21 protein-coding genes and 1 pseudogene are annotated in these 26,318 nt (G+C 44.4%); 11 read left to right on the top strand and 11 right to left on the bottom strand.

Annotation, left to right across the window (positions count from 1 at the left end; genetic code table 11):
* Complete coding sequence (locus LDO37_RS26070; RefSeq protein ID WP_224056088.1) at positions 1 to 624, bottom strand: cytochrome b/b6 domain-containing protein; 624 nt, start codon at positions 622 to 624, stop codon at positions 1 to 3.
* A gap of 140 nt (positions 625 to 764) precedes the next feature.
* Here LDO37_RS26070 and LDO37_RS26065 point away from each other — a divergent pair, with 140 nt between their 5' ends.
* The 4 genes from LDO37_RS26065 (at position 765) to LDO37_RS26050 (ending at position 4,426) form a co-directional block, all read left to right on the top strand.
* Complete coding sequence (locus tag LDO37_RS26065) at positions 765 to 1,214, top strand: c-type cytochrome (protein ID WP_126609873.1); 450 nt, start codon at positions 765 to 767, stop codon at positions 1,212 to 1,214.
* Between the two features lie 82 nt (positions 1,215 to 1,296).
* Positions 1,297 to 1,977 carry a hypothetical protein gene (locus LDO37_RS26060; protein ID WP_126609874.1) on the top strand — a complete coding sequence of 227 codons (681 nt, stop codon included), beginning with the start codon at positions 1,297 to 1,299 and terminating at the stop codon, positions 1,975 to 1,977.
* Positions 1,978 to 2,166: 189 nt separating this feature from the next.
* Positions 2,167 to 3,717 carry a cryptochrome/photolyase family protein gene (locus tag LDO37_RS26055; RefSeq protein WP_126609875.1) on the top strand — a complete coding sequence of 517 codons (1,551 nt, stop codon included), beginning with the start codon at positions 2,167 to 2,169 and terminating at the stop codon, positions 3,715 to 3,717.
* Position 3,718: 1 nt separating this feature from the next.
* Positions 3,719 to 4,426 (top strand): SDR family oxidoreductase, encoded by a 708-nt coding sequence (locus LDO37_RS26050; RefSeq protein WP_126609876.1) that lies wholly within the window; start codon positions 3,719 to 3,721, stop codon positions 4,424 to 4,426.
* Between the two features lie 13 nt (positions 4,427 to 4,439).
* Here LDO37_RS26050 and LDO37_RS26045 read toward each other — a convergent pair whose 3' ends face one another.
* Positions 4,440 to 6,212 carry a DUF1501 domain-containing protein gene (locus tag LDO37_RS26045; protein ID WP_126609877.1) on the bottom strand — a complete coding sequence of 591 codons (1,773 nt, stop codon included), beginning with the start codon at positions 6,210 to 6,212 and terminating at the stop codon, positions 4,440 to 4,442.
* A gap of 4 nt (positions 6,213 to 6,216) precedes the next feature.
* Complete coding sequence (locus LDO37_RS26040) at positions 6,217 to 7,719, bottom strand: DUF1800 domain-containing protein (protein WP_126609878.1); 1,503 nt, start codon at positions 7,717 to 7,719, stop codon at positions 6,217 to 6,219.
* A 747-nt stretch (positions 7,720 to 8,466) separates the two neighbouring features.
* Between LDO37_RS26040 and LDO37_RS26035 the strand changes: the two genes are divergently transcribed.
* Entirely contained in the window at positions 8,467 to 8,892 is a 426-nt protein-coding gene (locus tag LDO37_RS26035; protein ID WP_224056072.1) for a hypothetical protein, read from the top strand.
* A 42-nt stretch (positions 8,893 to 8,934) separates the two neighbouring features.
* On the opposite strand, the gene LDO37_RS26030 is transcribed toward LDO37_RS26035, so the two are convergent.
* The 6 genes and pseudogenes from LDO37_RS26030 to LDO37_RS26005 form a co-directional block, all read right to left on the bottom strand.
* Positions 8,935 to 9,660, bottom strand: coding sequence for a hypothetical protein (locus LDO37_RS26030; protein ID WP_224055620.1), 726 nt, complete (start codon positions 9,658 to 9,660; stop codon positions 8,935 to 8,937).
* Positions 9,661 to 10,222: 562 nt separating this feature from the next.
* Positions 10,223 to 11,053 carry a hypothetical protein gene (locus LDO37_RS26025; protein WP_126609953.1) on the bottom strand — a complete coding sequence of 277 codons (831 nt, stop codon included), beginning with the start codon at positions 11,051 to 11,053 and terminating at the stop codon, positions 10,223 to 10,225.
* Positions 11,046 to 12,197 (bottom strand): annotated as a pseudogene (locus tag LDO37_RS26020) (transposase); the annotation flags it as partial. The gene LDO37_RS26025 and the pseudogene LDO37_RS26020, both read right to left, overlap by 8 nt.
* A gap of 400 nt (positions 12,198 to 12,597) precedes the next feature.
* Positions 12,598 to 14,169: a hypothetical protein gene (locus LDO37_RS26015; protein WP_126606925.1), complete on the bottom strand. Its 1,572-nt coding sequence runs from the start codon at positions 14,167 to 14,169 to the stop codon at positions 12,598 to 12,600.
* 286 nt (positions 14,170 to 14,455) lie between these two features.
* Positions 14,456 to 15,676 (bottom strand): M20 family metallo-hydrolase, encoded by a 1,221-nt coding sequence (locus LDO37_RS26010; protein WP_126606923.1) that lies wholly within the window; start codon positions 15,674 to 15,676, stop codon positions 14,456 to 14,458.
* Positions 15,673 to 16,332: a DUF1028 domain-containing protein gene (locus tag LDO37_RS26005; protein ID WP_126606921.1), complete on the bottom strand. Its 660-nt coding sequence runs from the start codon at positions 16,330 to 16,332 to the stop codon at positions 15,673 to 15,675. The genes LDO37_RS26010 and LDO37_RS26005 overlap by 4 nt, the downstream gene beginning before the upstream one ends.
* A 157-nt stretch (positions 16,333 to 16,489) precedes the next feature.
* On the opposite strand from LDO37_RS26005, the gene LDO37_RS26000 reads away from it, so the two are divergent.
* The 6 genes from LDO37_RS26000 (at position 16,490) to LDO37_RS25975 (ending at position 24,000) form a co-directional block, all read left to right on the top strand.
* Positions 16,490 to 18,046 carry an ABC transporter substrate-binding protein gene (locus LDO37_RS26000; RefSeq protein ID WP_126609611.1) on the top strand — a complete coding sequence of 519 codons (1,557 nt, stop codon included), beginning with the start codon at positions 16,490 to 16,492 and terminating at the stop codon, positions 18,044 to 18,046.
* 128 nt (positions 18,047 to 18,174) lie between these two features.
* Positions 18,175 to 19,122, top strand: a complete 948-nt coding sequence (locus tag LDO37_RS25995) for an ABC transporter permease (protein WP_126609610.1) — start codon at positions 18,175 to 18,177, stop codon at positions 19,120 to 19,122.
* Complete coding sequence (locus LDO37_RS25990) at positions 19,119 to 20,999, top strand: dipeptide/oligopeptide/nickel ABC transporter permease/ATP-binding protein (RefSeq protein ID WP_126609609.1); 1,881 nt, start codon at positions 19,119 to 19,121, stop codon at positions 20,997 to 20,999. Before LDO37_RS25995 ends, LDO37_RS25990 begins: the two co-directional genes overlap by 4 nt.
* Positions 20,996 to 21,946 carry an ABC transporter ATP-binding protein gene (locus LDO37_RS25985; protein ID WP_126609608.1) on the top strand — a complete coding sequence of 317 codons (951 nt, stop codon included), beginning with the start codon at positions 20,996 to 20,998 and terminating at the stop codon, positions 21,944 to 21,946. Before LDO37_RS25990 ends, LDO37_RS25985 begins: the two co-directional genes overlap by 4 nt.
* Positions 21,915 to 22,712 carry a FadR/GntR family transcriptional regulator gene (locus LDO37_RS25980; RefSeq protein ID WP_126609607.1) on the top strand — a complete coding sequence of 266 codons (798 nt, stop codon included), beginning with the start codon at positions 21,915 to 21,917 and terminating at the stop codon, positions 22,710 to 22,712. The genes LDO37_RS25985 and LDO37_RS25980 overlap by 32 nt, the downstream gene beginning before the upstream one ends.
* Before the next feature lie 175 nt (positions 22,713 to 22,887).
* A complete protein-coding gene (locus LDO37_RS25975) occupies positions 22,888 to 24,000 on the top strand; it encodes a GGDEF domain-containing protein (protein ID WP_126609606.1) in 1,113 nt (370 codons plus the stop codon).
* A 107-nt stretch (positions 24,001 to 24,107) separates the two neighbouring features.
* On the opposite strand, the gene LDO37_RS25970 is transcribed toward LDO37_RS25975, so the two are convergent.
* Positions 24,108 to 24,575, bottom strand: a complete 468-nt coding sequence (locus LDO37_RS25970; protein WP_126609605.1) for an ankyrin repeat domain-containing protein — start codon at positions 24,573 to 24,575, stop codon at positions 24,108 to 24,110.
* 160 nt (positions 24,576 to 24,735) lie between these two features.
* The gene (locus LDO37_RS25965; protein ID WP_126609604.1) at positions 24,736 to 26,244 is read right to left on the bottom strand and encodes a catalase; all 1,509 of its coding nucleotides are present in this window, start codon (positions 26,242 to 26,244) and stop codon (positions 24,736 to 24,738) included.
* Positions 26,245 to 26,318 lie beyond the last annotated feature (74 nt).

Below are 26,318 nucleotides of genomic sequence, written 5' to 3'. Positions count from 1 at the left end.
TTATGCAAATGCAACTATTGCAATGGTAACGGAAATTGCAATGGCTAGCACCACTAAGGCACGAATATTCGAAGCAAAATAGACGGTTACGTTGGTGTTTATGTGTTTTTGAATGCCAGTCACCATTGCCCAAGTCAATGATATACCTTTGTATTTATAAAAAACGATTGCTCCAACATGCAAAGCAATGAGAGCCGGAAGGAGCCTAGCACAGATCATATGCATGCTTTCAATAACGAAAAATACATCGTCTGCTAAAACGTTTTCGGCAAATGCTAACCCATCAAACTGCCCTGCGATTGCCATTCCAGATAAGCATTGAAATAACAACGCGAATATCATCAAGAACGCCATCCACCCGCCTGCTGGGTTGTGTCCAATTTGGTTCGACTTTCCGGTCTTAACATACCTAACGACAGTACTGGGTGATGCCAAAAACTGTTGAAAACGACTGGTTGTGCTCCCTATTACCCCCCAGCATATCCGCCACATCAACAAGGTGAAAAGTACAAGTCCTATTTGGATGTGTGGTCCATTACCTGAAAAACCTGATTCTAACAGTGCAATAAATAATACGGCTTGTAGCCAGTGGTAAATACGAGTTGGTAAATCCCAAATTTTCATAATGTCGCTCTTCATTTGATTTCTTTATCAATAATGTAATTTGCAACTATTGCAAATGCAATTATTGTATTGTAAATTATTTTGGTCGTAACAAAAAGGCGCACATAACGGCGTCAATCGAACTTATAGGTGTCCAAAAGATGAGAGCGTCTAACAAAAGGTTTACCAAGCTAGTGACATACGTGGCGTTGTTTATGCCAGCCTGTGCATTGGCAAAGCACGGCGATGCCATTGAATCGAGACAAGAAGCATTTTCGATTATTGAAACCAAGACCGATGAAGCCGTCGATTTGATCGGGAAGTCTGAAATAGATTGGAACGCGGCACTTAAAGCGAGTGATGTTCTGGTTGAAAACAGCGGCTTATTGTTCAATGCGTTTCCACACGGAAGCGAGAGTGGGAGTAAGGCAAAAGCATTAGTTTGGAGTAAGCCTGAAAAGTTTGATGCCCTGTTGGTTGAACTTCACAACGGGTATGTCTCTTTTCAGCAAGGGAGTAAAGAGCAGGATTTATCGTTAGCGGAACAAGGGTTAAAGCAGGCAGAAAAGACGTGTCGCTCTTGTCACCGAAGCTATCGATCGCGTTGGTAGGCGAATTATATAAGCACTCGGTCTCTTCGCAAACTCTGTACCCAGCGAAGATATCGAACATCATTATAAATTGAGGTAAACCATGAATAAATTTTCTAAAGCTGTTTTTCTGGTAGGCGCTATGTTGTTCGCAATGTCGGCCAATGCGGTTGATTTTGGTGTTGAATTGGCATGGAACACGAAAGACCACTCCAAAGTGCTGAAAGCGATGCCTGAGCAAAAGGCATCATTCGGACAATTGATTGAAAAAGGTGATGTCAAAGATATGTACATTTATGATAGCGAATTGGACGGAAAGCCCACTCGCTTGATTCGCTTCGTGATCAGTGGAGATAATGAACAGCAAGTAAGAGCAACACTTAAAGAGCTGCCTTTGTACAAACAAGATCTAGTGAAGATTGCCGCGATACAAGCATTGGGGCGAAAGTGGCTAGATAAAACGCCTATGGTGTACAACTATGGTATTACCATGACTTGGAAAGAAGGTGTTGATCCAATAGAAATAGACCGAGTACTGGGGATTGATCTGCAGCGTGTGGTTAGCTTAAATCAAGCGGGCTTTTTGACCTCTGCTTATTTGAATACTCAACAAGTAAGTGACGGTGTAACAAGACCCGTTTACCATGTTGCCTTTATCGCCAAAGATGAAGCTCATGTCCGCGAATTAGCAAAACAATTTGAAGCCATTCGTATGGACTATGCCGATATTCAGGTTCAGCCTTTGGGTAACAAAGTCAATTTGGACGCACTACTCAGAAAGTGATCGTGTATTGCTCGCTTTTATAAGCGTATAGATAGGGCAGCTTCGGCTGCCTTTTTAGTGAGAGTGGAAAAGCGCTTTAAGTGAGAATAGAAAAACGATTGATTAGTAGATAGAAAAAATGGGTGATCGGTTGAATTCGTAGGACGTAAGAAAAGAGGGTGAAATCAAAACACCGACTTTTGAGGTTTTATGAAAACAAAAAGAATCCGCTTAATTTTGGGCGATCAACTGAACTATCAGCATTCTTGGTTTCGCCAAGTGGATGAATCGACGCTTTATCTGATAGCGGAGCTAAAACAAGAAACGGATTACGCTCAACACCACATACAGAAGGTATGTGCTTTCTTCTCCGCAATGGAAGCCTTCTCTTGTTGGTTGTTAGATTCGGGTCATCAAGTTAAGTATATGACGCTGGATGACACACAAGCCTACAAAGACCTCTCTGAACTTCTGACCCAGTTGTGTCGACAAACTGGGGCTGCATATCTTGAATACCAAAATCCAGATGAATTTCGCTTAGCTCAGCAATTAGAATCTTTACGCATTGAGGGAGTAGAAGTTCGAAATGCAGACACAGAACATTTCATGTTGAATGCGGAGCTCATTCCTGCCCAGTTTCCTAAAGGGAAGCATGTTTTAATGGAGCACTTTTATCGGCGCATGCGTAAGCAATATGGCATTTTGCTGGATGCGGACGATAAGCCTGTTGGAGGTAAGTGGAACTACGACGCCAATAATCGCAAGAAGCTCAAATCCGCTGATATTGAACAGCTTCCCGAGCCACTTGTGTTTGCTAACGATGTTAATGGCATCTTGCAGCGTTTGGAAAGGCACGAAGTAAAAACCATCGGGCATATCGATGGCTCCCTGCTCTGGCCGGTAAATCGTTCTCAAGCACTGAACTTGTTGGCGCATTTTTGTCAGGTTTGCTTACCCCTTTTTGGCACTTTTCAAGATGCGATGACCAAGCAACATAAAGCCAAATGGAGTCTGTATCACAGCCGCCTGTCTTTTGCGCTCAATGCAAAAATATTGTCGCCAATGGAAGTCGTAGATGCCGCACTCACTTGTTATGAACAACCCAATAGCTTGGTATCACTTGATCAAATCGAAGGGTTCGTGCGTCAAATAATCGGATGGAGAGAATATATTCGTGGGGTTTATTGGGCAAACATGCCGGAATACGCGCAGAAGAATCATTTGAGTGCCACGCGCCCGCTTCCCCATTACTTTTGGACGGGCGAAACTCGTATGCACTGCATGAAACAAGCGATTAGTCAGTCGTTAGATTACGCCTATGCCCATCACATTCAACGTTTGATGATCACGGGGAATTTCTCGCTGGTAACGGGGTGTCATCCTGATGAAGTTGATGCTTGGTACTTGGGTATCTACGTAGATGCGATTGAATGGGTCGAAATGCCGAACACTCGTGGGATGGCACTTTTTGCTGACGGTGGCGTTGTTGCGACCAAACCTTATGCAGCCAGCGGCTCTTACATCAATAAAATGAGTGATTACTGCAAAGGGTGCCATTACGACGTTAAGCAGCGAAGCGGTGATACAGCTTGTCCGTTTAACGGATTTTACTGGCGATTCATGAATCAACACCGAGAATTGCTTAGTAAGAATCCACGTATCGGAATGATCTACAGAAGCTGGGACAACATGGATTTAGAAGTGCAAGAGGCGATCTTAAAGACCGCGGATATGAATTTACAACGCATTGAGGAGCTCTAACTTGAATAGATTGGTGGTGGCCGGAAACGGAGGTATAGGTCTGGCAATGGTGAAACACTTGCTAAAAGAATACCCCGAAGATGGCGTTTTCGCGACGTATCGACGCAACCTGCCAGAATTATCTGATCCGAATTTACGTTGGATACAAATGGATGCTGCTAGCGACGATTCCGTAAAAAATGCCTTAGGTCGAATTCAATCACTAGATTGGGTCATCAACGCTGCTGGCTTTTTACATTCACACGACCATTCGCCTGAAAAGAATATTCAGCAAATAGACAGTACGTATTTTATAGAAGCGATGAATTCGAATGCCCTGCCTTCGCTTTTGCTAGCCAAGTACGCCTTTCCCTTACTCAGAAAAAGTCACCACCCTATGTTTACCGCGATTTCAGCCAAAGTCGGCAGTATCAGCGATAACCGTTTAGGTGGTTGGTATAGCTACCGAGCATCCAAAGCGGCGCTGAACATGATCATTAAAACACTGAGTATCGAGTGGGGTCGCACACTTCCCAAAGCAACCGTACTCGCTTTGCATCCGGGAACCACCGATACTCATCTCTCTGAGCCTTTTCAGCGTAATGTTCCCGAAGGTAAGTTGTTTACTCCAGAGCGAGTTGCACGCGATCTGATTGCCGTCATTGAAAGTGCCGAACCATCGCAAAGTGGGCTACTTCTGGCTTACGATGGCTCGGTTATTCCTTGGTAGAATGCTTTCCCGTTTAATTCACCTTACCTAACACTTTTAGCTCTTGAATATTATTCCACGCTTGCAAGTGTGTATTCACAGGATCATTGTTTCCGTTGCAGGTAAGGCGAATAAAGTTAACGCCAGATCTTTGAATAGAAATAGGAATGAACTCCGTTGTGTTTCCGGGGGTAACTGCGCTGTTTAACGGCTCAAAATCGATGCCATTATTACTGACTTCTACATCAATGAAGTATTGGCGAACATTCCCTTTAGCCTGCGCAATAAGCAGTTGAGTCACGTAGCTTGTGCTCGAGAGTTCAACAAGGAAATGAATGCCTGTTCCTTTTGCTGTCCATTTCGTGGTGATGTCTCCGTCGATTGCCATTTGTGGTGTGTGATTGACGCGCGTTACAGAGGCGTTTACGTTTTTTATCAATAACTCACTTTCTAGAGAGGAAGCGCGGTAATCTCCCAAGAACCCTAAATATCGACTGTCAAATGGGTTCGTATTCTGTGGGTGGAGTGATGGGAAAATCACATCAACCCCTTCTTCACTTAATCCCATCCATCGACAGAGCGTCGCGCCCATCTGTTCGGAAGATTGAGTAGGAATGAACTTATTCCCGTAAGCATTCTCTCCATCTCGTACAAAATCAGGGAAAGTACCGTAATTCACGCCGCCATTAATGGCGTTACCCACCACAATTTGATTGCTGCCCCAACCATGATCAGTACCTTTGTTGCTGTTATTTTGAATTGTACGACCAAAATCCGACATCGAAAATGTCACCACTTGGTCAGATAAATTGAGCTCATCTAGGGTCATGTGAAAGGCGCTCACCGCTTGGTCTATCGCACCCAGTAGCCCATCATGTTTGCTTCTTTGATTGCTGTGATTATCAAACCCGCCCATATGAACAAAAAATACTTGCCGGCTGTGCCCTAACGAACTCGCAGCTTGCATCATCCGGCGAACCATTTGAAGTTGCTTCCCTAAATAGGAACTGGGAATACGCGTATCAGCTGGGTAGGTATTAAGAATGGTGTCAATTTCTACTTGGAAATCGAGAATACCCTGCAACCGATTTACATATTCTTGTTGGAAAGGAGAGTCAAACGTTGTCGCAGTTAATTTTTTAAACTGATTGTTTACTCCGTTCGAATGGCTGATTGGGTACATTGCTCTCACGCCACCGGAGGACACCTGAATATCGTTTGAACTGCTTCCGGTGAGCAGTGAATTTCCGGTAAAGGAAATAGAATCCGACACAATGGCAGCGTCGTTACTTAAAATATCCATCATCATGCCTGCCCAGCCATATGGGTGGTATTCGCCGTCCCCCCAACTGGTCTGCCACGCTTTTTGCTGTTTGTTGTGAGCGCCCAAATTGCTGGGTTTTTTAACATCACTCCAATTGGTTTTGTCTGTCGGCTCTATCAGGGTACCAATGTTGACCAATGTGGTGGCGGTGCCTTCGTTCATCATGGCGGCAAGGTTCGGCATCGCTGCGTTAAGTGCGACTGCTTGATTTGCTTCTGTGTTGGGAATGGGTAACGAGTCTTCTGGCAATACGTGAATATCGGGGCGGGCGGTAACGTAATCGGAATAGTGGGCACCACCATCGGGTATCAGCAAATTAAAAGAGTCATTGCCGCCATGCAAAAATAGACAGACAAGCGCTTTGTAATCGTTATGTTCACTTGCCAGCGCATTGGATGTGGGTATCGTTAGAGATAGAGGCACCATGCCAGAAAGGGCAGTTGCAGATGAACCTTTTAAAAAATCTCGGCGTGTAATAGACATAAGGTTACTCCTGTACCATGAATTCTGGGGAAATCAGCGCCATAAACAGCATTTTTGGCACAGCGTAATACTTGTTGTTGTGTCCATCGTAAATCGCAGCAACACGCTCAAGGACATTAGGCGATCCACTCCCATTGAGAAAACGTGTATTGATGGCTTCGATTAACTCATCTCGTTTCCCTGCTTCCGCCAGTTCTTCTAAGTCAACGGGGGCAATGTAGAGCTCTGTTTGCGTATTCGAGTTACTGCGGTTTTGACCAAAATCCAATAGAGAGCGGTAAAAGAGGTTCGACAAATCAATGAGTGACTGCCAGTCGATGATTGAAAGCTCAGGAGAAGTAAGGTTCCGATCCAACAACTCACCGGATGGGGTATCGCTGGGTTGGAAAAAATTAAACACCGACGGCGCGCCGAGAGGGTATTGTCTGAACGTGTTTTTGTAGTCCATAGGGTTATAAACAATATCGCCATTTTTGCCGGGGTACGCATCCATTGCGCGGTACAGGTAGGTCATTGCCAATATGGGCTCTCGTACTTTGGCAAGTTGAGGGCTAGCTGATTCCAGAACCGCAGGGTCGGTGAGTATTGTTCGAATCACATAAGACAAATCACCATCTGATACGGTAAATGCACTCGCGACGCGGGCAACGTAATCTTGGGTGGGGTTGGAAGTGACTAAGCGCTTAATCAATAGCGTGCAGATAAATGGGGCAGTGTTTGGGTGGCGGCTGATTTGAAGTAAAAATTGTTCTAGATCTTGTAAAGCGGTTTGCCCAGCAGCGTATTGCTCACCCAGAATCCACTTCTCATTCATATCGTGACATTCATTATTCTCAACCATGGGGCTGATCAGATTTTCTCCGTCGATCTCCCAACCCGTAAACACGCGAGAAAGTGCTTCAATGTCTTGGTCGGTATAGGTTTCAAGCCGGGTTCCTGTGCCATCCGATACGACAGTGCCATCATTGTTGAGGGTATATAGCCCAATTGAAAATAACTGCATCACTTCCCGAGCGTAGTTCTGATCCGGTAGCTGCCCGGTCATGTTTTCGGGCTTATTGCCAGCCATGGTCAGAAATGTCCCCATAACAGGGGAAAGCGTTACGCTTCTGAGTAAGTCGATGTACCGACCAAATGCTCCATCGAGCAGTAGATCATAGTAATGGGCCAGCGCTTCAGGATGCCCGGTGAGATTAGCGTCGCGATCGCTTACGACAAAGATTTCACTGAGTGCGAATGCGACCCTCTGCCTTAGCTGTGCCGGATCCCATAACGCGGAATCGAACCAAGCTCCGACGCGACACTCTTGGGTAGGCTCGTTCAAGTTACGTTGTGTTTGTTGGTACTGAGTACGCTCTAATTGGTTAAAATGGGGGAGTTCGATTTGCAGGTTTATCCATGAATCTCTGTCGTCCAGTGTTTGAAATGTTGCGAGTTCATCCTGTTTAACGCCCATGGTAGCCATGTCCAGAAAACGCGATGCTTGCTGGTGGGTCAAGTTCTCCATATTTTTCTCCTAACTAAGCTGACATTTCTTTATTTATTGGCTCACTGTTTGGTTTTGTTTTGCGAGCTCAATTAAGAGTAATTATGAAAATGATTGTGCTATCAGTATTTATTTTGAACAAAGAATGAAAAATAGTTTGATGATCGGCTCACTAAATATGAAATTGAATGTTCATTAAAAAGAATAGTTTCGACCATTTCTTCATTTTGAGGAAATAGTCTGAAATATCTAGGCTTTGTACTATTTTTTTTGGCACGAGATTTAGAGGGGGGGGAGTTCCAGATGCTTACTAGAGTTTGTTTTCTAATTGGCTCTTTGCCCAGTTGATTTGAAGGTTTCTATCATTGAGATAGATATCACTTTAGATTACGTAAACCTACACCAACCTCTCGATACATATATGTCAAGAAACGAGTGAAATTTATTTTGAGTAAACAGCTAAAACATGCAACGCTGTCTGTGTGTTTACAAAGTTACGCGCATCTAATCAGGTACTACAGACACCGAATTATTAGAGTTGTTATAACAAAACGTACCTTAAGGAAAATAGGTTACACTTGCCCACATTGGAAGGAATTTAGTTAGTATAGCCGAAAAGATGAGTCATCACAGACCAGTCTTTTTCTGATAGACGATGACTCAAAAATTGAGATGCAAATTAAATTTATTACAACTTAATTTGACCGAGATTATTTGCCAATTGAATCCCAATCTTGAACAGGATAGATATACGGTAGGTCTGGACGCATGAAATCACCACCACATCCACCTGCTCCACCTATTGAGGAGTCAATAGGTGAAGGGCTTTTTGTTTCACATTCTACGGTACAATTAGTTTTGCACTTTGTGTCTCCATTGTCGTCTGGTTCGCAATCTAAAGTGCATTTAAGTTTACACTTAACAGGAGGTAAATTTTCAACAGATCCATTTTCTATTGTAAGACTACCAGGTCCGATTGGTCCGATTGGTCCGGTTGGTCCGATTGGTCCATCTAGACCTGGTACACAGCTTGTGGCATTTGCTAGGCCAGAAAATGAAAGAATTGTTGCTAATAAGATATTACGTACTTTATTCATGGATACTAATGTTATTCAAATTTCTAAGGAGATTTTCATTTTATTGTCTTATTTTATTAGTTCAATAAACAATACTATCTTATTATTAAGTCCCTAAATATGAACTGTTGATATCAATATTTTGAACTTTTTTATTGTTTTAATTGTCATTATATGAAGTGTCAGGGGATAATAAGTATACAGCATAAGTAATTCCATTATGCCCACTTGTATCTTGTGCTGATATTCTCTTAAATTCCCACCAACTCTCCTGTGACATATCAATAAATAGGCTATGGACATATGTTCTTAGAGCGTTAGGGCTATTTATTTTTATTTGACAGCTCTGGGATGCGCATGATACGCCATCCAAGTTTAGCTCTAAGTGATTACTTCTTAAAAATATGAAGTCTTTTATATTGTTTTCCATGAGAGTAGCCCAATCAGTTTCTAGTCTTTCATTTCTGAAATCAATGAGATAGTCTCTAAAGTCTTTTTCATTTTCGCGAGCTAATACGTTCGAAATGATTTCGTTGTATTGTGAGTAACCACTGGTGTTAGTAACTGATTTATCACTAAGTCTTTCTTCAACTAATTTAATTTCTGGGCTATTACTAAGGATGGTGTCTTTGTTTTCTGTATTAAAGACTTTTTCCAAATCCTTGGTGATTTTCTCTTCATGACTATTAGATCTGTTCGCAATTTGTACAGGGGCTAAGACTAGCTCATCTAAGTTTATTGGATTTTCATGTGATTTTTCTAGGTTAAAACACGGGGTTTCATCTTGTGAAACCAAATTTGAACCATTGTTATCGTTGTTAAATACAATATTTATGGCTAATTGAATAAGAATTATGGGTAACAATATGGTTAATATTTTTTTCACGCTAAATACTTATGCTAGGTTGATTTGACGTTATCTTAACACGGCTAATGAAAATATCAGTAGATAACCAGTTTAATTTAAATAATATATAGTGCTGTTGTACGGCTACCAAAAAGGTAAAACTCACGTCTTGGTGGTGATTATATTGTTATTTATTACGTAAGTTAAAAACGGAGAGTTTACATAGCACTACGTGAGGTATGATGTATAAATTTTGTTTATATTTTGAACGAAAAATGAAAAATAGTTTGATAATCGGCTCATTAAATATGAAATTGAATGTTCATTAAAAAGAAGAGTTTCGACCATTTCTTCATTTTGAGGAAATAGTCTGAAATATCTAGGCTTTGTACTATTTTTGTAGCACGAGATTATGGGTTTTAGCTTTAGGTATTTATTGATAATACCTTTCTAATCGGCTCATTTTCTCCAATTGGTTAGAAGCTCAATGAATGCTTCAATGAAGAATGTATGCTCTACTAACAGTGATCAAAAGTACCGAACCATCGAAAAGTGAGTTGTTACTGGCTTACGATGGCTCGGTTATTCCTTGGTCGTTCCGTTAGGCGACTTCGACAGTATCGCCATTGTTCTTATGCGGTTTGCGTGTTCGTCGCAAGGTCCAAAGTTGGAATAGGTGATAGGTCAGTGCCGAAACAAAAACGATGACCAGAGTTAGCACTGCCAGCATGGTTGTTTTTAACGATTCTGCGATGTTGGTATTGATGTGAATAACAGGTTTACCTTTGTGGTTTCCGATTTCGGTAATGTAGCCTCGCGTTTGAATCTTTGAAGACGTGTTTATGTCTTCTAAAAGTGTATTTAGCTTCGTTGAAGTTAAGTTACTGTTCACGTCTCCAGACCATTTTTTCATCATAGATCCAATTGGAGGAGAATAAAGGCGCTCTCTAGATGTAAGATAAACAAACACTTGGCTTTGACTGCTGAGTTTATCCATGTAGGCTGAAAATAACTGCCTTTTTTGAGTGAAGTGTATTTTTTTAAACGCGGTGCCTAGACTTTTTTCTGCGTCTTTTTTGCTCATTAATGCAAAACCAAAATCGGTCTCTCCATTTAGTATATCTGCCCAACATTCTTTGTTCAGGCAACGCTCGGACGAGTCTTTCTTCCAGATTGAAATAATGGCATTTTTGGCTCGGTCGCAATCAATTTCTGTCAGGCAGTACTTTTCTACAAATTGAGCGAGCTCTTGGAGTTTATATTCATCGTAATAGGTGTTTGCTTTTCTGTCGACGACCGTATATTTGTATTTATCTTTGCCAGTAGAAGCTAATGCCATAGAAGCTAAGAACTGGTATTCACCTTCAGACATTAGAGGGTAGAGGTCTAGCTGATCTGCTCCAGCAAGACTGGACACTTCATTAAGCGACATTTTGCTGTTCAAAGTTAACTGGGCTTAGATACCCAAGAGCACTGTGCCTTCTCATCCGATTATAATCAACCTCAATGTACTCGAAGACCGTTTGGCGCATCTCATTTCTTGTCATGATCGGTTCGTATTGGATCGCCTCGACTTTCATAGAATGGAAGAAGCTCTCAACACACGCATTATCCCAACAGTTTCCTTTTCTACTCATACTTTGTTTTAGGTTATAAGCACTTATTATGTCCCTATAGTCTTTTGAGCAATACTGGCTACCTCGATCACTATGGACAGTAACATGCTCAGGGAACCCTCGACGGAACAGAGCCATTGATAATGCATCGCAGACCAGAGTTGCCGTCATCCTCGTATCCATTGACCAACCGATCACTTGTCGTGAGTAAAGGTCGATGATGACAGCCAGATACAACCAGCCTTCGCTCGTGGCAAGATACGTGATATCTCCCGCCCATTTTTGATTCGGAGCCGTTGCGTTAAAGTCTTGAGCTAGCAAGTTCGGCGCTACGGGCATCTTATGCTTGCTATCCGTCGTACATTTAAACTTGCGTGCCGCTTTCGGCGTTAAATCCTGACGCTTCATACTGGCGGCAATGGTTTTAACATTACGGCTATCCCCATTCTCAGCTAGCTCTTTCTGGATGCGCCTTGAGCCATCACGCCCCTTACTATTGTCAAAAGCTTTTTTGACTTTTTCATCAAGCTTTTGGCGTATTGCCTCACGCTGGATGTACCTTGTGGCGATGCTTAATCCAGTAATAGAACCCACTTCGTGAAACTTCGAACACCTTAGCCATGCGGACCACATTGAAACACAGAAGGTGTTCTAGCATAAATTCATAGCAATCTACTTTAGATTTTTCGCGAAGTAGGTGGCGGCCTTTTTTACGATATCTAGCTCTTCAGCTTGCTCAGCCAATTGCCTTTTGAGCTTGGCGACTTCGGCAGCGAGATCTCTTTCACGCTGACTGGTACTGGTGTCTTTTTTAATTGCCTTACGCCAACCGTAGATCTGGGATTCATGCAACCCGAGCTGCCTCGCTGCCGCAGCAACTCCCACTTTCTCTGATAGCTTCAAAGCTTCTGCCTTAAATTCAGGGGAATGTTTAATTCTAGTTTTTTTGTTAGTTGTCATTGTTCACCTCGTTAGTGATTGTACTCACTTAACTTGGTGTCCAAAACTGTTGGGGCGGATCACAAAAATTTGAATGCTTTATGCTCCTCATCACTTAGCTCTCTAAACGAACCACTTTTCCGGATGGTATTAATGCTTTTTTTGTGATCTTTCCTTACAAATATCATGGCGATACTGAAAAAAAACGATATGCCAATCATTACCCAAATGAAATTATATATTACTTCTATCATTATGATTACTAAGAATAAAAATTTCATTGATATTATATTTAATGCATATCGTCTTCAATCAAGATTCTTTTCCCAAATCAACTAACTATGAGGCACTTCACGAATTGATGTGTTTTCGAAAAATCAAAAGCTAAGAGTTGGATCAACAGACCTAATTCTTAGCAGATCTAACTACCAAAGATATCGCTCCACTTTTTTTTGCATGCCTGTTCGAATGACGCATCGTTCGAGAAACCTAGCCTTGAGAGCATGGCGCTTCGCTCACTGTCACTGAAAATAAGCGCGTTGTGATTACCTGGAAGAATATCGCGAATGACTTCCAGACAAGTCTTGTGATTGGCTGGGTCAGCGAGGTAACCGTCGAGTGTTTTATTGATTTTCCAACGTGAAGAAATACACAACCCAACGCTTTCTTGCCCACGACAGGCAGCAAGCTCAGATGCTTGGGTAAACTGGGATTTCGGGATGGTGATGTCCAGTTTATCTTCTATGTATCGGAAAAGATCCCTTTCACCATAGATATCATCACCGTGGCTAAGCCAACGGTCGATTGTTGGAAAATACAGCATGGAGTGATTCGTAGAAAATGGCGATTCATCGGCAGATAACTTGTTGTCACCCAAAATAATCGATGATGGAATATTCAGTGTTTTTGCTAACGAGTGAACAATTCGAGTTGCGCTGTGACAGCCCTTAATTGCCATGTGCGGAGTTCTTAATCGAAGGAAAGAAAACGGAACGGGCATGTATCTCGGTACATCAATACTGCTCTCCACATCAATGGCGGTGGACTGTCCAGCTTTGTTCTTGTAGAAGATATCGGAGCTGGAGCCGTGTTCAAATTTCTGAGTCAGTGTAAAAAGTTCTCTTAGTATTTCTTCTTGAGTGCTTGAAGGTGAAATTTTCGTTCCAAAACTTTTCATCAACCATTGGTAGTTCTCATAAGGAGAGGAGTTGTAGATATAGGTAAATTTAGGTGAGAAGAATGAAGCAATATCAGCAATTGTCACCAAATCCAGAGAAGGATATGTGTTGGTAAAACGACGAGACTTGGTATTCAACATTTCATAAGGTGTATAAGCCATCAGAACGTTTTTCTCTTTCCACATTGAATGCAGCTCTTCAGAAGTATTATTGGTAAGGCTCCATGGGACAAGGTCATTTACATCCAACCAGAGTGCCAAGGCTATGTGACCTGCGATGATCTGAGTGGTTTTATAAAAAGGGGTAGTGTGTTTCTGCCAATCTTGGCAGTTTTGCTCAATATGGTTAATTTTGCAGGCGAGTTCGGCTTTACGCTGCTCCTGATAGGGTAGGTGTTTCGATTTCTCAGAACAGGTTTCACCAGAAATAATGGCGCACCGCTGAATATTAGGCTCAGGTTGAAAGTCTATATGGCTTCCTTGTCCAGATTCTAGTAACTCTAATGCATCCCCCACTTTTGTGGTCAAAAACATTCTTCTACCTTGAATCCAATCATCTACCACAGGTTGTATTCGCTTTAGCACAGGTTCTTTCGCGAGGTAGTCTTCTGCAGCAATAGCGGTGACAACGGCTTTTGTTATGTGCTGGTTGTTGGGATCGGATAGATAAGATTGGTACTTAGGAGGTATTGCACCCCAGCTGTATTGTTCAAATAAACTGGGCTCTTTGGGGGTTATTTGAGCACAGGAGTTAAACGCAGAAAGCAGTGATGTTAATACTAAAAAAATGGTAGAAAAAAGCTTAGATAGTGTCACAGAAAGATCCTTGCTGGGCTAGTTAATAAATGACGGGGCAAGGATGTTAATTTTATAAAATACCCCCAGCAATGGGGCTTTAGAGCTTCTATGATGACAATTCAATTATAAAATTCAGATTGTAAAATATCTTATTTTTGAGCTCCAAATGTAATTATCAAGTTGTTATTTTGTTTATCAAAAATGGACAGTTCATAAATTTTTTGTACAGAAACGGGAGCTTTAAAAACTGGCTCCCCATTCTTGGCTAGTTAAACCTCTTAGCCTGTCATCTGGTATAAAGGTTTTAGTTTTTCCAGTTGGTCAGAAGCTCAATGAGCGCTTCAATGGCCAGGTTCATGTCTTCGCTGGTGGTAAATTCAGCGGGGTTGTGGCTTAACCCATTTTCACTCCGGACAAACAGCATACCCATTGGGGTGAGATCTGCCATGGCTGAGGCGTCGTGGGTTGCCCCTGAAGGCAAGACGAAATCAGGCTGCCCTACGTTGCTTAGGGCACTTTGCAATTTAGATTGAAGTACTGGTGAACATGGCTGGGCAATTTGCTCGTAAGTTTTGGAGGCACTGGCGTCCAGCCCTCTTTCTTCTGCTAGCTTCTCCGCATATTGATGAAAATGAGCTCCTGCGGCTAAGCGAACGTTGTCATTAGGCGAGCGAATCTCGATACTGAACGCTGCGTGGCTGGGGATGGCGTTTACAACATTCGGTTCAACATTGAGCCTGCCAACGGTGGCTTTCAGTTCTGGGGTTGAGCGCGCATATGCTTCTACCTCGGCTATTAGTAGGGCGGCGGCGCTCAATGCATCTTTTCTGAGTTCCATTGGGCAAGTTCCTGCGTGTGCCGATTCACCAACAAATTGGACTTCGTGTCGCTCTATCCCACAAATGGCACTCACCACACCGAGTGCCAAATCATTCGCTTCTAAAATTGGTCCTTGTTCTATATGGACTTCCAGATAACCCAGCAGTTCTTGCGGGTTTCGGATAAGCGAGCCCAAATCATCGCTTGATAACCCAAACTGAGCCATGGCTTCTTGAATGCTGATACCATCCGCATCTTTTAATTTCATAACGGATGTATCCAGAGTACCAGCCAGCGCTCTTGGTCCTATCAAAGCGGTTGGGAAGCGCACACCTTCTTCATCAGCAAACGCCAAAATTTCGACCGAAAAGGGCAGCTCAACGCCTTGGTCGATTATGTCTTTTAAGGCGATGATAGGCAGTACGATACCCATGATGCCATCGTATTTACCACCTTTACGGATGGAATCTTGGTGAGAGCCAAAAAGTAACGTCTTGGAAGAAACTGGGCTGTTATAGCGTCCAATCAAGGTGCCAGCGTTATCGAGCCTGACTTCAAGCCCGGCTTGCTCCATCCATATCGTCAGCTGATCGAGAGTTTTTCTATGCTCGACCGTGAATGGTCTGCGTGTTACGCCTTCTTGTGTTTCTGAAAACTGGGCAAGCTGGCTTAACCAGTCTTGAGCTATTGCACCGTAATTCTTCATGAATGATTCTCAGGTTTGTGGTGGGTGGGGACGGATGTAAGCCAGCGCTGATATTGCTGATCACAAGTTTTGTCATACAGGTTCTGCAGCGCTTTGACGGGATCAGCACTGTCATCAATGCGAAGTGATAGGGGCGGATTAGAGGGGGAAACAATCAAAAGAGCGGCAGATTGGAGCCCTCGAATATCCCCACCTGCGAGTTCACCCAACGCCAACGCTTGAATCAACCGTTGGGCAAAAGGCAAAGTCGATGTTTGAGCGAATGCAGCCATTCGGGACAACACTTCCTCGCTCGTTAATAAGTTTCCTGCCGCGACGCCGTGATCGAACTGAATACTCCCCCTGTATCGAGTGTTTTTGGCGCCAGTGTATACCGCACTTTGCCCGTGAATGTTCAGTGCTGAGAGCTGACGGTACTCTTTTCCCTTATCGCACATGACGACTTTTTCGAGTGCTAATTGAGGCAAAAGCCCGTCTTTCATCAAAGAGAGCACATCGTTGCCCCATAGTGTGCTGGGATCGGAGCCTTGTGAAGCGGATACCCCGCTTAATGGATCCGCGCGAAGCACCCATCCACCCACGCATAGGTTTCCTGTTGCGGCTACGCCTCCAATGGCGTCGCTTTGTGGATCTTTCATCAGCAACGAAAAAGTCATTTGCCGTCCTCTTGCCTATGCTTAAAAAGTAAGCGATTTGTTATAGTCATTTTATATTTATCATAATAAATACTTGCTACATTATATTTATCATGATAAATCTGTTTAAACAATAGCCAGGAAGAGTAAAAAACACACTAAGGAAGGAGAAAGCACAATGAACGTGTTCCACCGACTACTCACAATAGGTGTAATGCTAATTGGGGTATTGATCCCAAATGCATACGCGCAAACCCCGCCAAATGTATTGATTGTTGGGCAGATTGCAGAGCCTAAAAGCTTAGATCCGCACGCTGTCACGGCGGTGAACGATTTCCGTATTTTGATGAATGTCTATGAAGGCTTAGTTCGCTACAAAAATGGCGCGCTGGAAGTTGAGCCTGCACTAGCCACGGATTGGACGATCAGTGAAGACGGAAAAACCTACACCTTTACTCTGCGCGAAGGCGTGAAGTTTCATGACGGAAGCCGTTTTGATGCAGAGGCGGTGAAGTTTAATTTTGACCGTATGCTGGATGAAAACCACCCATATCACAACACAGGACCGTTCCCTCTTTCCTTTTTCTTCTCTGCCATTGAGAACGTAAAAGTGGTTAACAGCAATACGGTCGAGTTTACGCTTAATGCCCCTTATGCTCCCTTCTTGTCCAATCTTGCTTACCCTACAGGGCTTATCGTGTCACCGGACGCAGTGAAAAAGCACAAAAAGGACTTTGGTCGCCATCCTTCTGGTACGGGTGCGTTCAAATTTGCTGAATGGGAATCCAACGCCAAAGTGGTTGTCGTGAACAATGGAGACTACTGGGGAGACAAAGCCAAATTGGAAGCGGTCGTTTTCCGCCCAATTACCGATGCCAACACTCGCGTAGCGGAAATGCTGGCTGGTAGCTTAGATATCATGGTTGAAGTACCGCCCAATGCGCTAGCTGAATTTAACTCTGATCGCTTTTCTGTTGAGCAGCAAGCGGGACCACATGTTTGGTTCCTAATCCTAAATGCGAAAGAAGGACCGTTTGCAGATAAGCGTGTGCGTCAAGCGGCAAACTACGCGATCAACAAAAAAGCCTTAGTCGAAAACGTTCTTGAAGGCACTGCGGAAGTAGCGGCTGGCCCTACACCACCAGCGTTTGCTTGGGCATACAATGAGTCTTTAGAGCCGTACCCTTACAACCCTGAAAAAGCCAAAGCGCTGTTGAAAGAAGCGGGTGTTGAAGGGGCAAAACTGACGTTTTACGTCACGGAAGGCGGTTCAGGCATGTTGGATCCTATTCCAATGGGTACTGCCATTCAGGCGGATCTCAAAGCTGTTGGGTTAGATGTGAGCATCGAAACGTACGAATGGAATACGTTCCTTGGCAAAGTTAACCCAGGGCTAGAAGGAAAAGCCGACATGGCAGAAATGGCGTGGATGACGAACGATCCCGATACACTGCCTTACCTTGCGCTGCGCACACAAGCTTGGCCAGATAAAGGAGGCTTTAACTCAGGTTACTACTCCAACCCAGAAGTAGATAAGCTGCTTAACGCCGCACGTGAATCTACGGATCTAGCGGAGCGAGCGAAGTTATACAAAGAGATGCAAAAAATTGTTCAAGAAGATGCACCTTGGGTCTTCGTAGCTAACTGGAAGCAAAATGCCGTTACCAGTTCTGCGGTCAATGATTTTGCTCTGCAGCCTTCTTTCTTCCTGCTTTTGAATAACGTGAGTAAGTAACGTGCGTTTCACGTAATACGCTTTTCATTAGCTAAGACTTTTATTGACTAAGCTTAGAATTATTGAGCAGACAGCAGCCGGAGCTTTCGCTCCGGTTCTTATTTCCCAGATACCAATGGAGTAAAGGTATGGGTCAATACCTGTTGCAAAGGCTGATTGCGTCGGTGCCTGTTTTATTTGGCATCACGGTGATTGTGTTTTTAATCATGTCTTTGATTCCCGGCGATCCTGCCACGGCGATATTAGGATCGTACGCGACGCCAGAAAATGTCCAAAAACTGAACCAAGAACTGGGGCTCGATAAAAGCCTGATAGAGCAATACTTTATTTGGGTATCGAACCTGCTTCAAGGCGATTTGGGGCGTTCATACTCTCTTAATCGCCCAGTATTAGACGAGGTTCTGGAGCGTTTCAACGCCACCTTGATTCTTGCAGGAACCAGTTTTGTTCTGTGCGCCTTTTTTGGTGTAGTGGTTGGTGTGGTGTCGGCCGCTCGACAGTTTTCATTGACCGATAGACTCACGACATTGGTTGTTTTACTTGGCATCTCCATTCCTTCGTTTTTCTTGGGAATGATGATGATTCTTCTGTTTGCGATACAACTTCGCTGGTTCCCCGTTTCTGGCATGTACGCCATTTATGGCGGAGGAGACTTACCTGATCTCATTGCCCACTTAGTAATGCCTTCATTGGCTTTGGCTTCGGTTGCAACAGGCGTCATTGCCCGCTTGGCTCGTTCCGCCATGTTGGAAGTGCTGCGGTTGGATTACATCCGAACGGCGAGAGCAAAAGGCGTGAGTGAGCATTCGGTGGTTTGGAAGCACGCCCTGAAAAGCGCCATGGTATCGATCATTCCTGTGCTTGGGATACAGGCTGGGTTTGTGATTTCAGGTGCGGTTTATATCGAAATGGTTTTCCAGTGGCCGGGTATTGGTCGAATGCTGGTGAACGGGATTTTGCAACGAGACATTTTGCTGGTTCAAGGCGGCGTGGTGTTTGTCGCTATGTGTTATGTGTTGTTCAACATTGCCGTGGATATGATGCAAAGCTGGTTAGACCCGAGGATCCGTTCATGAAGTTGTTTTTTTCGTTGTTGCTTAGGAACCCTTTAACCGCGATCGCGTTGGTTGTCTTTAGTTTGCTCATAGCGACCATCGCCTTAACGCCATGGCTGGGTTTGCAAGACCCGAATGCCATTAATACTGCCAACAAATTCTTGCCAGTCTTTTCTTCAAACCATGTTTTAGGCACCGATCATTTAGGTCGGGACTTGTTCTCTCGGCTATTGTGGGGAACGCAACTCAGTTTACTGGTGGGGATTTCTGCCTCAGTGGGGGCTGCTGTTATTGGGAGCACGATAGGCATTGTGGCGGGGTACTTTGGCGGCCGCGTGGATAATGTATTCATGCGCACTATTGATATGCTGATGGCGTTCCCTTACATCCTTTTGGCTCTCGCCATTGTGGCGGCGCTCGGCCCTGGTTTAATGAATGCGCTTGTTGCCGTTGTGGCGGTCAACATTCCCTTTTTTGCTCGAAATATTCGGGGGGTTACAGTCGGAATTGCACATAAAGAATTTATTGATGCGGCGCGATTGGCGGGCATGTCTCATCTCAAAATCATTCTATTTGAAGTCTTGCCTAATGTGATTCCCATTATTGTGGTGGCCATGTCGACCACGATTGGCTGGATGATTCTTGAAACCGCGGGGCTTTCTTTTCTTGGATTAGGCTCTCAGCCTCCGCAAGCGGATTTGGGTTCTATGCTGGGTGAAGCTCGTAATGCGTTGATTTCTTACCCACATGCCAGTGTGGTGCCAGGGCTTATGATTTTCTTGATTGTCATCTGTGTGAATTTACTTGGCGACGGGATCCGTGACGCTCTAGATCCAAGGCTAAAATCCGGAGCCCTATCTCGCCCAGCCGCAGCCACCAAAGTGAACATAGATAGAGCTATGGAGCCGACCCACGAGCATCCGGAAAACGCACTGCTTTCTGTTGCGAGGCTGCATACCCGATTTTACATTGGGCAACGTGTTTACAAAGCCAGCAATGGCGTCTCATTCCACATTAAAGCCGGAGAGTGCTTGGGGATTGTGGGCGAAAGCGGCTCCGGTAAGTCGGTCACGGCGCTGTCTATTATGGGATTGATTCCTTCTCCTCCAGGTGCGATTACGGGCGGATCGATTCATATGGACGGTGAAGAACTTATTGGTATGCCTTACCAACGATTAAGACAATTTAGAGGCGACAAAGTAGCGTATATCTTTCAAGATCCCTTATCCACGTTGCATCCTTTAATCCGAATCGGCGACCAATTGATTGAGGCGATTCTTGTCCATCACTCAATGCCCAAATCTGAAGCTAGGGAAAAAGCCGTCGACTTGATGGAAGCGGTTCACATCCCCAATGCCGCAGAACGCATGAATGCCTACCCGCACGAACTGTCTGGTGGAATGCGCCAACGTATCGCCATCGCCATGGCATTGATTAATGACCCCCAATTGATCATTGCCGACGAGCCTACCACCGCGCTGGACGTGACGGTGCAAGGTCAAATTCTGGCGCTTCTTGATGAATTACGTCGAGAGCGAGGTGTCGCCATATTGTTTATCACCCATGATTTTGGCGTGGTCTCGCAGCTATGCGATCGCGTAGCGGTAATGTACGCAGGCGAAATCGTGGAAGAAGGTGGAACGAGCGATGTCCTGACATCACCAAAGCACCCATATACTCGTAGGCTCATTCAATGCGTTCCTGAATTGGGTCGCGGAAAAACACATTTACACGCCATTGAAGGGTTACCCCCACTCACGAGCGATTTACCTGTCGGATGTAACTTTGCTGCGCGTTGCACCAAAGCGACGGAATCATGTCATCAGCAGCCACCTGCACAAGAACGTACAGGAGATCGATTTGTACGTTGTCATTACCCAGAGGAGGCGAAAGCATGAGTACTATTTTGAGCATACAGTCATTGTCGAAAACTTACTGGGTATCAAAAGGGTGGTTTAATCAAAACAGAAAAGGGGTGAAAGCGCTGAATGACTTAACGTTGAATGTTGAGCATGGGGAGACGTTAGGCATTGTAGGGGAGTCGGGGTGCGGTAAATCGACATTGGCGCGTATGCTGGTGGGTTTGTTGGAGCCGAGCAGCGGAGACCTAGAATTCACGCAAGAAGATTCGCAAGGTAGTTCGCAATTAGGGCAACACATACAGTACGTCTTTCAAGACCCAGTCAGTTCCCTTAATCCAAGAAGAACGATTAAAGCCTCGATGGAAGCCCCACTTAAGGCGCTTCACCGGCTCGCCAAATCAGAGCGAGAGAAACGCATTCTCGATGCCTTTCAGCAAGTCAGCCTGAGGGAAGAGTTTCTAGAGCGTTACCCTCACGAATTCTCTGGTGGTCAGGCTCAACGAATTGGGATAGCAAGAGCGCTGGTCGCTAAGCCAGAAATATTGGTGCTAGATGAGCCCGTTTCAGCATTGGATGTCTCTGTGCAGGCACAAGTGCTTAATCTATTAGCCGACATAAAAGAAAAAAATAATCTGACATACCTGTTTATTAGCCATGACTTAGCAGTGGTTGAAGCGGTCAGTGATCGCGTGGCGGTGATGTATTTTGGGTCATTAGTCGAGCTGGGTCGTGCAGAACAGATTTTCAAATCACCCAAACACCCTTACACTAAGTTGCTAGCGGAAAGTGCACCAGTGGTCGGCAGGGCGATTCAAGTGCCAGACAAAGAAACCGAACTGCCGGATCCTCTTAACCCACCCAAAGGGTGTGCTTTTGCTTCCCGCTGCCCAAACGCCAGTATCCAATGTATGGAAAGCGTTCCGAAATTGAATGAGCTAGAAGGAAATCAGTTTGTCGCGTGCCACCACCCCGTTCACCAGTAACAGTCTGAACCAAGAAAACACCGCCAAATTGAGGCGTCCGTATCGTGCTGCTGAAGCAATAAAACAGTGGATTGTGGAACACGGGCTTCAACCGGGTGACCCTTTGCCTCAGGAGCATGTCTTGATCGATATGTTTAAAATGTCAAAGGGTACGATCCGAGAAACCATGCGCATCTTGGAAGTTCAGGGGCTTATACGCACTCGTACCGGCCCTAAAGGTGGGGCATTCGTTAACGCGGTTTCAGAGCCATTGGCCAGTAACCTATTGAGTAACTACTTCTACTTTCAAAACCTTTCCGTATCGGACATTTACCAATTGCGCCGTACACTGGAACCGGAACTCGCCGCTTCCTTAGCGGGGAAGCTGGAAGAAGCCGATTTACAGCGGTTAGAAAGTATCATCAATAAATACGCCGAACCTGCTAAGAACTTAGAAGAAGAGCGAGATCATCATGTCGACTCGCTGCAATTTCACATCGTATTAGCGGAATTAGCGGACAACTCAATGCTTGGGTTTATGATTCGGTTTATGAGCAGAATGCTAACGGATATGACGGTGTCCCGCGAGTTGTATAACCCACCCAATAGAGAACTGTGGGCTAAAGGTACCGCCTATCAATTAAAGCTAATTGATGCACTTAGGCGAGGGGATTCGGAGTTAGCAAGAGACATCATGGTCGAGCATATGACAATGGCTCAGGAGCGTATGGAACAACAAGAATTGGAGCTTTCAAAGCGCTTTTTGCCACCTGTTGGGCATGACTGATAGGGGCTACATTGAGCTAAAGCTGCAACACAAAATTCATGCAAGGTCTCTAATTTGCTTAATAAATGAGAAATTATGAAAAATATATCAGCTTTGAATCTGTTCTCCATTCCAAATTACCCACACTTTGCTTAAGACTATAGAAGCTTTTTGCTTTATCTGGTGGGGAATCAAGATGTACCTGAAGAACAATAAAGTCGCTCATTTAGAAGCGTCGGTGAGAAGGAAGCTGATTAATCTCATTCTCGTGTTAGGCAGTTTGTACAGTATCGTTGGGTTATCTGCTCTTGCGATACGTACATGGAATTATGGGCTTAACCTGACTTTAGCCATCAACTTTTTTTTGGTTTGTTGCCTATTACTCATAACGTTTCGCCGCAAAAAAATCAGAACGCATAAGAAAGCCATTTTTATAGTGGTGATCCTATTCATTAATTTTGCTTTAGGGTTTATATCGATAGGGCCTATGGCTGGCAGTATTCTACTCTTTCCCTTGTCTATCTTTGTTGTCTCAATGTGTTTTAGCCAAACGTGGACAAATCGCTATATTGCGGCGGTGTCCATTTTTACGGTGTTGGTGGGAATTGCCTTTATCATGGACTACCTAACGCCCAAAATACTGGTAGCCGACCTGATTCACAGCCCAGCACATTGGGCTGGATACGTGATTTGCATGATGATGTTTTTCAGTATCACCAGCTATTCGCTGTATAAATATCGGGATGCCACTCGACGTTTAATGCACGAGCTGCAGCTTCAAAGAGACTACATTCAGTGGCAAGCGAATCACGACGACCTCACTCAGCTACCAACGTTTAAATTAATGCGAGATCTTTTTTATCAGGCTCTCAAGCGGAATAAAAATACTCAGTATCACGTTGGTCTCCTGTTTTTGGATTTAAATAAGTTTAAAGAAGTGAATGATACCTATGGACACGATGCTGGAGATCACTGCTTGAAAGTGACGGCAGAGCGGCTAAAAACCGTCGTGAAACATGAAGGGTTTGCGAGCCGAGTGGGTGGTGATGAGTTTATTGTGGTGCTGGAGCAGGTTCGTGAAAAAGAAGATATAGAAACAATAACCAGTAAAATCCAAACGTTGATGAGTGAGCCAATCATGTACGATGGTCATTATTATAACGTTGGTGTCAGTATTGGTGCAGCCATTGCGCCGGAAAATGGGCAGGATTTAGAGCAAGTGAAAAAGGCTGCCGATAACGCCATGTATCAAGCGAAATTGGCCAATCAGCAGCAATGCATATTTGCTTCTAGCTCTAATTCTAGGTAACCCAATGGTTCACATGCGAGGTTAAAGGCTGGTTTGTTCGCTGACGAGCTAGCCTTTTCCCTCAAGACCTACCTTTTACTTCCAAACTGCAACACGCAACCTGCTTCTTACTTTACTAACAAGTCTTTTTGCCCCCAAAACTCTGCAAACTCTTCTAGTGTCATGCCTGCTTTGTTTCTTAAGGTAGGGTCGCAATCATAGCCATACAAGGTTGTGGCGATAGAAAACTCTCCCTTAATCAAAGCCCCCATGATAGCGGTATTACCGCGCTTGTCTTGGATGCAAGTATCTGCGCCGAAGTGGAGCAATGTTTTTACGATTTCAGATTGCCCGTGGTAGGCGGCGACCATAAGTGCGGTATAGCTTTGAGCGTTGATTTGGTTAATGGGGAAGCCTGATTTCACAAAGGTGCGTACGACCTCTTCTTCTCCTGTTCGAGCTGCGGCAAAGAAATATTGAATTAACGACTTTTGCTGACTCTCCAGCGAATCGGGTTGGGATGCTTGAGTTGCAAAGCTAAGTGATGGCAGCCAGATAGCACTAACAAGCAAGATTCGAACAAGTAGGGATTTCATAGCAACCTCCTAATCTCAGTGACTTTCTGTTCTTAGTAACTTTTAATTTTTTGTAACAAGCCAAGTTTAAGGTGCCCGTACGCCACCACTCTAATTGGCAGAAAAGAGCAGGGGAAGTGGCGCACGGGGCTTAGATGGACTTATTTCATTTTCAAATCAGCTACATGCTTGCGATCTTTTTCACCTTGTTGATGTCACCATTAACAGCACTGGTGATCGCCATGCCGAAGTTTTCATCTGCTCGATAGAAGTGGCTGAGCATGATATGTTTGGTTTTCTCGTCGCTCACTCGACCAAGGTCGCCGGCTAGATTCGTCACCAAATCTTCTTGCTCCTGAGGTGTTAGGTTTCGGTAAAACACACCAGCTTGGAAGAAGTTACGTGGGTTACTGATGGCCTTTTGTTGCACCGTCCCTTGTAACTCTGTTTGTACGGCTCGGAACTGAGTATCTTCTGCCAGCGCTAACTGTCGACTTGGCTGATAGTTAATGTCCGACTTAGTGTTGCCGTTGTTCGATGCCCCTTCTTGATTGTGGTTAAGCACATCTACACGGGCACGGTTTATATGAAACTGCGAGTGGTTCGCTCCAAGGCGATAAAGCTGAGTATCGGCATACGAAAAAACTCGACCTTGCAATAAGCGATCTTCTGAAGGTTCTATTCCAGGAATGAGGTTAGAAGGCGCAAACGCCGACTGTTCTGTCTCTTGGAAGAAGTTATCGGGTACTCGGTTTAGCGTCATGGTGCCGACTTTTTTATCTTCGACATCGAGCCACATTTTGGTGGCATCCAAACCGTTGTAATCCAGCTTCATCAAAGCTTCTGGCGTTAGAACTTTTACGTACAAATCCCACTTAGGGAAATTGCCCTTATTGATCTCACTGTACAGATCATTGGTTAAATGATTGAAATCTTTACCTTGCATTTCAACCACTTCTTTCGGGCGTAATCCCTGCGTACCTTGCTGGCTTTTCCACTGGAATTTCACGTAATTAACGTCGCCTTCAGCATTGATCCACTTAAATGCGTGAACGCCAAAACCGTCCATTTTTCGATAGCTTGCTGGTACACCCATATTGGAATAAACCCAAGACAACATATGGGTAGACCCTGGCTCATGGCTGAAAAAGTCAAAAAAGCGATTCGGATCCTGCACATTAGATACAGGTGATGGTTTCAAAGAGTGCACCATATCCGGGAATTTAATGGCGTCACGAATAAAGAACACAGGAAGGTTATTCCCAACCAGATCCCAGTTACCTTGATCCGTATAGAACTTGGTCGCGAATCCGCGAGGATCTCTTAATGTTTCCGGTGAACCCTTTGAGTGAACAACGGTAGAGAAACGCACAAAAACAGGCGTTTTCTTCCCTTTTTGGGCGAACGGTGCAGCCAAAGTGAGATCGGTATAGTCCCCACTAGACACGAACTCACCATGCACACCTGTCCCTCGGGCGTGGACGACTCTTTCTGGTATGCGCTCACGAGCAAACCGTTGAAGTTTCTGAATTAAATGCACATCCTGAAGTAAGACACTACCTGTAGGACCCGCGGTAATCGAGTTTTGGTTATCGCCAACTGGTGCGCCGTTGTCACGTGTCATTGTTGTACTATGTGCACTAGACGCAACCCCAATTGAGACGATAAGTAAGCTTTTGACGACCTGCATATTTGCTTCCTTTATATACAAGATTCAAAGCTCTTTTCTGCCAACAAGCAGTATAGGGTCTTTACATTTATGAT

Source organism: Vibrio penaeicida (assembly GCF_019977755.1).
GTDB lineage: Bacteria > Pseudomonadota > Gammaproteobacteria > Enterobacterales > Vibrionaceae > Vibrio > Vibrio penaeicida.
The sequence above is the reverse complement of the archived record's forward strand: the minus strand, read 5'-3'. Positions and strand labels throughout refer to the sequence as shown.

Coding starts and splice junctions, on each gene's coding strand:
- LDO37_RS26070 (WP_224056088.1), bottom strand. CDS start 624: ATGAAAATTTGGGATTTACCAACTCGTATTTACCACTGGCTACAAGCC.
- LDO37_RS26065 (WP_126609873.1), top strand. CDS start 765: ATGAGAGCGTCTAACAAAAGGTTTACCAAGCTAGTGACATACGTGGCG.
- LDO37_RS26060 (WP_126609874.1), top strand. CDS start 1,297: ATGAATAAATTTTCTAAAGCTGTTTTTCTGGTAGGCGCTATGTTGTTC.
- LDO37_RS26055 (WP_126609875.1), top strand. CDS start 2,167: ATGAAAACAAAAAGAATCCGCTTAATTTTGGGCGATCAACTGAACTAT.
- LDO37_RS26045 (WP_126609877.1), bottom strand. CDS start 6,212: ATGTCTATTACACGCCGAGATTTTTTAAAAGGTTCATCTGCAACTGCC.
- LDO37_RS26040 (WP_126609878.1), bottom strand. CDS start 7,719: ATGGAGAACTTGACCCACCAGCAAGCATCGCGTTTTCTGGACATGGCT.
- LDO37_RS26035 (WP_224056072.1), top strand. CDS start 8,467: ATGAAATCACCACCACATCCACCTGCTCCACCTATTGAGGAGTCAATA.
- LDO37_RS26025 (WP_126609953.1), bottom strand. CDS start 11,053: ATGTCGCTTAATGAAGTGTCCAGTCTTGCTGGAGCAGATCAGCTAGAC.
- LDO37_RS26010 (WP_126606923.1), bottom strand. CDS start 15,676: ATGAAGAATTACGGTGCAATAGCTCAAGACTGGTTAAGCCAGCTTGCC.
- LDO37_RS26005 (WP_126606921.1), bottom strand. CDS start 16,332: ATGACTTTTTCGTTGCTGATGAAAGATCCACAAAGCGACGCCATTGGA.
- LDO37_RS26000 (WP_126609611.1), top strand. CDS start 16,490: ATGAACGTGTTCCACCGACTACTCACAATAGGTGTAATGCTAATTGGG.
- LDO37_RS25995 (WP_126609610.1), top strand. CDS start 18,175: ATGGGTCAATACCTGTTGCAAAGGCTGATTGCGTCGGTGCCTGTTTTA.
- LDO37_RS25990 (WP_126609609.1), top strand. CDS start 19,119: ATGAAGTTGTTTTTTTCGTTGTTGCTTAGGAACCCTTTAACCGCGATC.
- LDO37_RS25985 (WP_126609608.1), top strand. CDS start 20,996: ATGAGTACTATTTTGAGCATACAGTCATTGTCGAAAACTTACTGGGTA.
- LDO37_RS25975 (WP_126609606.1), top strand. CDS start 22,888: ATGTACCTGAAGAACAATAAAGTCGCTCATTTAGAAGCGTCGGTGAGA.
- LDO37_RS25970 (WP_126609605.1), bottom strand. CDS start 24,575: ATGAAATCCCTACTTGTTCGAATCTTGCTTGTTAGTGCTATCTGGCTG.
- LDO37_RS25965 (WP_126609604.1), bottom strand. CDS start 26,244: ATGCAGGTCGTCAAAAGCTTACTTATCGTCTCAATTGGGGTTGCGTCT.